The sequence below is a fragment of the Salinicola sp. genome, from assembly GCF_982684285.1.
Window position 1 is genome coordinate 1 of sequence record NZ_CEXLVS010000266.1, and the last position, 5,402, is coordinate 5,402.

A 5,402-nucleotide genomic window follows, 5' to 3' on the forward strand; every position below is an offset into this window, starting at 1 on the left:
AGGATGCCGGCCTCGAGCGTGCCGCAGTAGCCGCGAAAATCGAGGTTCGGGCGGTTGACGTACTGCACCGGCAGGCGCAGGTCGGAGAGGTTCGAGTCATGGGCGACCTCGACGCTCTCCAGCAGTTCGAGCATGGCAGGCCCGGGCCGACCGTCGACCTGGTACCACGCCATCTTCTCGCTGCGATTGACGACGTTGTCACCGTCGAGTGCCGACATGGGGACGAAACGAATGTCCCTGGCGTCGAGCTTTTCGGCGAACTCGCGATAGTCGGCGACGATCTCGTCGAAGCGGGCCTGGGAGTAGTCGACCAGGTCCATCTTGTTGACCGCGATCACCAGATGCTGGATCCCCAGCAGGTCGGCGATGAAACTGTGACGTCGGGTCTGCACCTGCACGCCGTGACGGGCATCGATCAGGATGATCGCCAGGCTCGCCGTCGAGGCCCCGGTGGCCATGTTGCGGGTGTACTGCTCGTGGCCCGGCGTATCGGCAATGATGAACTTGCGCTTGTCGGTGGAGAAGAACCGGTAGGCGACATCGATGGTGATGCCCTGCTCCCGCTCCGACTGCAGGCCATCCACCAGCAGCGCCAGATCGACCTTGTCGCCGGTCGTCCCGCTGGTCTTGGATGCCTGGGTGATCGCCGCCAACTGATCCTCGTAGATCATCTTGGAGTCGTGCAGCAGCCGCCCGATCAGCGTCGACTTGCCGTCGTCGACGCTACCGCAGGTGATGAAGCGCAGCAGGTCTTTTTGCTCGTGCTCCTTCAGGTACTCGCTGATATTGTCGGCGATCAGATTCGATGTGTGTGACATTGGGCAATCCCGCTAGCTGTAAGCTGTAAGCTGTAAGCTGTAAGTCCCCCCACAGCCCGCCGCTTCCAGCTCTAGATTCATTCGTTATCCAGAGTGACTATCAACCCGTTGAGCATCGAAGATATCTCTCGGGTTTCCTGTAACCATCGCTGGCCTTGCTGATGTTCGATATAGCCGATTTCCATGCCGATATAGACCTGAGTACGCAACTCGGCACAAGAGCCTCTGGCAACGATCAGGAAGTGGCGTTTGTCCTTGCTCGTATACCGGCTCATGCCCTCAGCAATATTGCTAGGAATGGAAAGTCCTGAACGTGTGACCTGGTCCCGAAAGCCAAAATCACGCAGGGCGGAAAAGGTCTTATAGAGCTCAGCTGACAAGCGTGCCGAGCGTTTCCAAACCTGCAATCTTTCAAAATTCATGCTTCCACTCCCAGCCGTAAGCTAACGAAAAGCGCTTTTACCTGCAGAATCAAAGGGTTTTGGCTTTTGATTTTTCTTACAGCTTAAAGCTTATGGCTTACAGCTGGTTTCTCTTCCGGCTTCCAGCTTTCTAATTCGCCTGAGGCGAATTAGAAGTACCCCTCCCGCTTCTTCTTCTCCATGCTGCCCACCTGATCCCGGTCGATGGCGCGGCCGGAGCGCTCGGAGGTGCGCGTCAGCAGCATCTCCTGGATGATCTCGGGCAGCGTGGCGGCTTTCGATTCCACCGCGCCGGTGAGCGGGTAGCAGCCGAGCGTGCGGAAGCGCACCCACTTCTCTTCGGGCACTTCGCCGGGTTCCAGCGGCAGGCGCTCGTCGTCCACCATCACCAGCATGCCGTCGCGCTCGACCACCGGACGCGGCGCGGAGTAGTAGAGCGGGACGATGGGGATCGATTCGAGGTAGATGTACTGCCAGATATCCAGCTCGGTCCAGTTGGAGAGCGGGAAGACGCGGATCGATTCGCCCTTGTTGACCTTGCCGTTGTAGAGGTTCCACAGCTCCGGGCGCTGGTTCTTGGGATCCCAGCGGTGGTGCTTGTCGCGGAAGGAGTAGACCCGCTCCTTGGCGCGGGAGGCTTCCTCGTCGCGCCGCGCGCCACCGAAGGCGGCATCGAAGCCGTACTTGTCCAGCGCCATCTTGAGCGACTGGGTCTTCATGATGTCGGTGTACTTGGCGCTGCCGTGGTCGAAGGGGTTGATGCCGGCGGCCCGCCCCTCCTCGTTGATGTGCTCGATCAGCTCCATGCCGACCTCCGCGGCCATCTTGTCGCGGAACTCGATCATCTCCTTGAACTTCCAGGTGGTGTTGACGTGCATCAGCGGGCACGGCGGCGGACCGGGATGGAACGCCTTGCGGGCCAGGTGCAGCATCACCGAGGAGTCCTTGCCGATGGAGTAGAGCATCACCGGGTTGCCGAACTCGGCCGCGACCTCGCGGATGATGTGGATGGACTCGGCTTCGAGCTGCTTGAGATGGGTCTGGCGCTGAGCGCTGACGATAGGAGCTGTCATGGTCGGTGTCTCACGGTCGCCACCAATACCGAGATGGCAAGACTGAATAGAATATGGGCTTCCTGGGAGGCAAACCCTAGCGAGACATTGGTAATAACGTCAAAGAATCAAAGATGATTCAAAAAGCGCTTTTGGTTATAAACGATCAGAGATCGACCCGTTCGACCCAGGTCGACAGCGTCTCGCCACGGAGTTCCAGGACACGCAGGCCGGGGCGCGCCGCCTCGTCGATCGCGAATTCGTGGCTCTTCGGCAGGAACTGGTCCGATGTCGACGGACAGCCATAGACGGCCACGACGTTCTGCCATGCGGCGAACGCCTGATGGATATGACCGCAGATCAACGCCTTGACCTGGGGATAGGGGGAAAGCGTCTGCCACAGGGCGTCCCTGTCCTTCAACCCGATCGCATCCATCCATACCGAACCGATATCCAGCGGCGGATGGTGCAGGGCAATCAGTGCCGGTCGATCGTCGGCCTCGAGCTGCAGCGCAAGACGCTGCAGTTGCTCCTGCCCCAGCTCGCCGCCGGGCTGACCGCTGATACGCGAGTTCAACAGCAACACCTGCCACTTGCCGAGATCGAGCTCCTCGTGGAGAGGATGGCACTCTTCCATCAGCTCCGGCTGATCATGGTTGCCGGGAATCCAGAACCACGGACAGCCCACGGACGCAAACGCCCGGCTGGCATGGCGATAGGCCGCCGAGGTTTCATCCTGGGCGACGTCACCGGTAACCAACAGCGCATCAGGCCCCAACGACCGCACGCGCTCGAGCACCGCCTGTAGTTGACGCAACGGCAAGCCCTTGCGCGAAGTTCCCTGAGGATCGGCCAACAGATGGCAGTCGGTAATCTGGATCAGGCGCATCAGGGCGTTTCCGGCACGTTGGCGGCATGCCCGTGTGCCAGCCCGTGCTGCAACCACTCGCCCAGAAAGCGATTGATCTGCAGTTTTTCGTCCGGCTGATGCATCTGAGGATTGGGATAGCGATAGCGCCCCTGGAAATGGCGCTGACGCTGAAAATCGGTCACTTCCGCCATGTCGGCGTCGTGATAGAGATGCACCGTCATCCGTGGGGAGTCGACGAAGCTGTCGAGAACCCCGGTCTGGGACACCCGAGCGACCGTGGTGTAGGGCGCCTGTTCGAGTACCTCGAACCATAGCGTGCCGAAACGGGCGTGCTCTCCCGACAGCGGTACTTCCTTGATCTCACCCGGCTCCATGTCCATGACCAGACGGCAGAGCCGCAGATAATTGCTGCTGCACTCGGCCTGGAGCGTCTTGAGATCCGTAACGTAAGCAGTCTTTCTCATGCAGTTCTCCTGGCGCCTGACGGCCTGTGAAGGGCGCGAACGCGGACAGCCGACCCTAACTAAACTTCGTAACCTCTGCCCTCTCGCGCTAGGCCATGGCTCTCAACGTGGCGCGCTCGCGCGCCAGCCAGTGAAAGCCAATCAACGCCATGGCATTGTCCAATTGGCCCGCCATCAATCGATCCCAGGCCTCCGGGAACGACATGACGTGAACCAGAATATCCTCGTGTTCCTCTTCCAGACCATGCACACCACCGATGCCCTGGCTGTCTATCAAACCGCAGAACAGGGTGACCTGTTCGGTGCATGCGCCGGGGCTGGGGTAATAGCGATGGAGCTCGATCAACTCGCGAACCTCGCACCCGGCCTCCTCCTGCGCTTCACGCCGGGCGACGTCGGCGGGAGACTCCCCCTGTTCGACCAGGCCCGCCACCGGCTCCAGCTTCCACGGAGACGTGTCGTCATCCAGGGCGCCGGCACGAATCTGCTCGACCATGACAACCTCGTCCCGAACCGGGTCATAGAGTAGTACGCCCACCGCATCACGGCGAACGTGAACCTCCCGGTCCAGAACCTCGCTCCATTCGCCATTGAATTTCCGGTGGCGCAGGCGACGCTTCTCGAGATCGAAAAATCCCGTGTAGAGCCGCTGATCCTCTACTCTCTCGACATCCCGGGCGTCGAAACGGCTAAGCGGGGCGATCTCATGACCCATGGATTGGCTCCTTGGCATTGGAAACCCATTATTGCGGCAGCCGTGAGCGATTCCAACCGGCGTGGCGCGATTGCCGTCCTGGGGAGCACCCTGGGCTCCGACGGACTCCACTCCTCTTCGATACCAGTGATGCCCTAAGTGTCGTTTAGACGGAGTCAAACGACACTTAGAACAAAACACCAATCGCCTAAACATTTATATCTTACCTATTTATCCACAGCTCTAATGATCATTAAAATCGGCTTAAAACTCCGCATTCGAAAGCATAAAAATACTTAGGAATTCCGATAAAAAGTCTAACGTCTATCGCTAAACATTATTATAAGCTATTGATATAAATGAAAATAATAACTTTTATCATAAAATTACAATTCACACCGCTCTTAACAGTTTGCAATGAACAGCGTTCTCTCCTATCCCTATTCAAAGACTAAAAAAGCCGTCCTTATTGATTATAAGACGTTGCCACTTCCGCATTCGCGGGTGATCCAGCAGGGGGAGTTACATGGCCATTTCAGCGAAGATCAGTGCACTCAACGAAGACGTTGCCGCAGCACCCGCCACCAGCGTCGAAAGCGACGGAACCATTGCTCTCGACCAGCCCAGAAAGGTGCTGTTGAGCCTCTCGCCTGATGACATACAGGGACTGCACCGCGACGGCGATGATCTCCTGGTTCGGACCATGGACGGCCAAGTCATCCGAATCGAAAACTTCTATGGCACGGACGAGGCCACCACGAGCCAACTTTACCTCACCGGTGACGACCAGGAACTGATATGGGCGGACCTTGGCCCCGCCACCAGTGATGGCATCGTCACGGCAGATTACATCCCCCAGGGAGAGTTCGGCGTTTTCGAACCCGCCGCCGTTGCCGGTGAAGGCAGCGACGGCGCTGCCGTCACCCCGTTGGGCTGGGCCGCCATTGGTGGTGGCGCACTGGCAGCCGGCGCACTGGCAGCAGGCGGGGGCGGTGGCGGTGGCGGTGGCGGAAGCGATGACGGTGACGACGCGCTACCTCCAGGCGACGACGGTGACGGCGACGAGACCGACAATACTGCA

Annotated in this window: 7 protein-coding genes; 1 reads left to right on the forward strand and 6 read right to left on the reverse strand. The window is 59.1% G+C overall.

Annotation, left to right across the window (positions count from 1 at the left end; genetic code table 11):
- The 6 genes from AC3AYF_RS17735 to AC3AYF_RS17760 form a co-directional block, all read right to left on the reverse strand.
- The coding region (locus tag AC3AYF_RS17735) for a sulfate adenylyltransferase subunit 1 (protein ID WP_487780111.1) at positions 1 to 818 on the reverse strand (818 nt) is incomplete at its 3' end.
- Between the two features lie 77 nt (positions 819 to 895).
- Positions 896 to 1,240 carry a four helix bundle protein gene (locus tag AC3AYF_RS17740; RefSeq protein ID WP_110630620.1) on the reverse strand — a complete coding sequence of 115 codons (345 nt, stop codon included), beginning with the start codon at positions 1,238 to 1,240 and terminating at the stop codon, positions 896 to 898.
- 149 nt (positions 1,241 to 1,389) lie between these two features.
- Positions 1,390 to 2,313 carry a sulfate adenylyltransferase subunit CysD gene (cysD, locus tag AC3AYF_RS17745; protein ID WP_487780112.1) on the reverse strand — a complete coding sequence of 308 codons (924 nt, stop codon included), beginning with the start codon at positions 2,311 to 2,313 and terminating at the stop codon, positions 1,390 to 1,392.
- A gap of 145 nt (positions 2,314 to 2,458) precedes the next feature.
- On the reverse strand, positions 2,459 to 3,181 hold the full coding sequence (locus AC3AYF_RS17750) for a phosphodiesterase (RefSeq protein WP_295041254.1): 723 nt from the start codon (positions 3,179 to 3,181) through the stop codon (positions 2,459 to 2,461).
- On the reverse strand, positions 3,181 to 3,627 hold the full coding sequence (locus AC3AYF_RS17755) for a DUF1249 domain-containing protein (protein WP_295041256.1): 447 nt from the start codon (positions 3,625 to 3,627) through the stop codon (positions 3,181 to 3,183). Before AC3AYF_RS17755 ends, AC3AYF_RS17750 begins: the two co-directional genes overlap by 1 nt.
- A gap of 88 nt (positions 3,628 to 3,715) precedes the next feature.
- Positions 3,716 to 4,342: an NUDIX domain-containing protein gene (locus AC3AYF_RS17760; protein WP_295041258.1), complete on the reverse strand. Its 627-nt coding sequence runs from the start codon at positions 4,340 to 4,342 to the stop codon at positions 3,716 to 3,718.
- A gap of 505 nt (positions 4,343 to 4,847) precedes the next feature.
- On the opposite strand from AC3AYF_RS17760, the gene AC3AYF_RS17765 reads away from it, so the two are divergent.
- Positions 4,848 to 5,402: BapA/Bap/LapF family prefix-like domain-containing protein (locus AC3AYF_RS17765; protein ID WP_295041260.1), on the forward strand; the 555-nt coding region annotated here is incomplete at its 3' end.

Excerpts from the sequence above, each read along its gene's own strand:
- AC3AYF_RS17740 (WP_110630620.1), bottom strand. The coding sequence starts at position 1,240 with ATGAATTTTGAAAGATTGCAGGTTTGGAAACGCTCGGCACGCTTGTCA.
- cysD (WP_487780112.1), bottom strand. The coding sequence starts at position 2,313 with ATGACAGCTCCTATCGTCAGCGCTCAGCGCCAGACCCATCTCAAGCAG.
- AC3AYF_RS17750 (WP_295041254.1), bottom strand. The coding sequence starts at position 3,181 with ATGCGCCTGATCCAGATTACCGACTGCCATCTGTTGGCCGATCCTCAG.
- AC3AYF_RS17755 (WP_295041256.1), bottom strand. The coding sequence starts at position 3,627 with ATGAGAAAGACTGCTTACGTTACGGATCTCAAGACGCTCCAGGCCGAG.
- AC3AYF_RS17760 (WP_295041258.1), bottom strand. The coding sequence starts at position 4,342 with ATGGGTCATGAGATCGCCCCGCTTAGCCGTTTCGACGCCCGGGATGTC.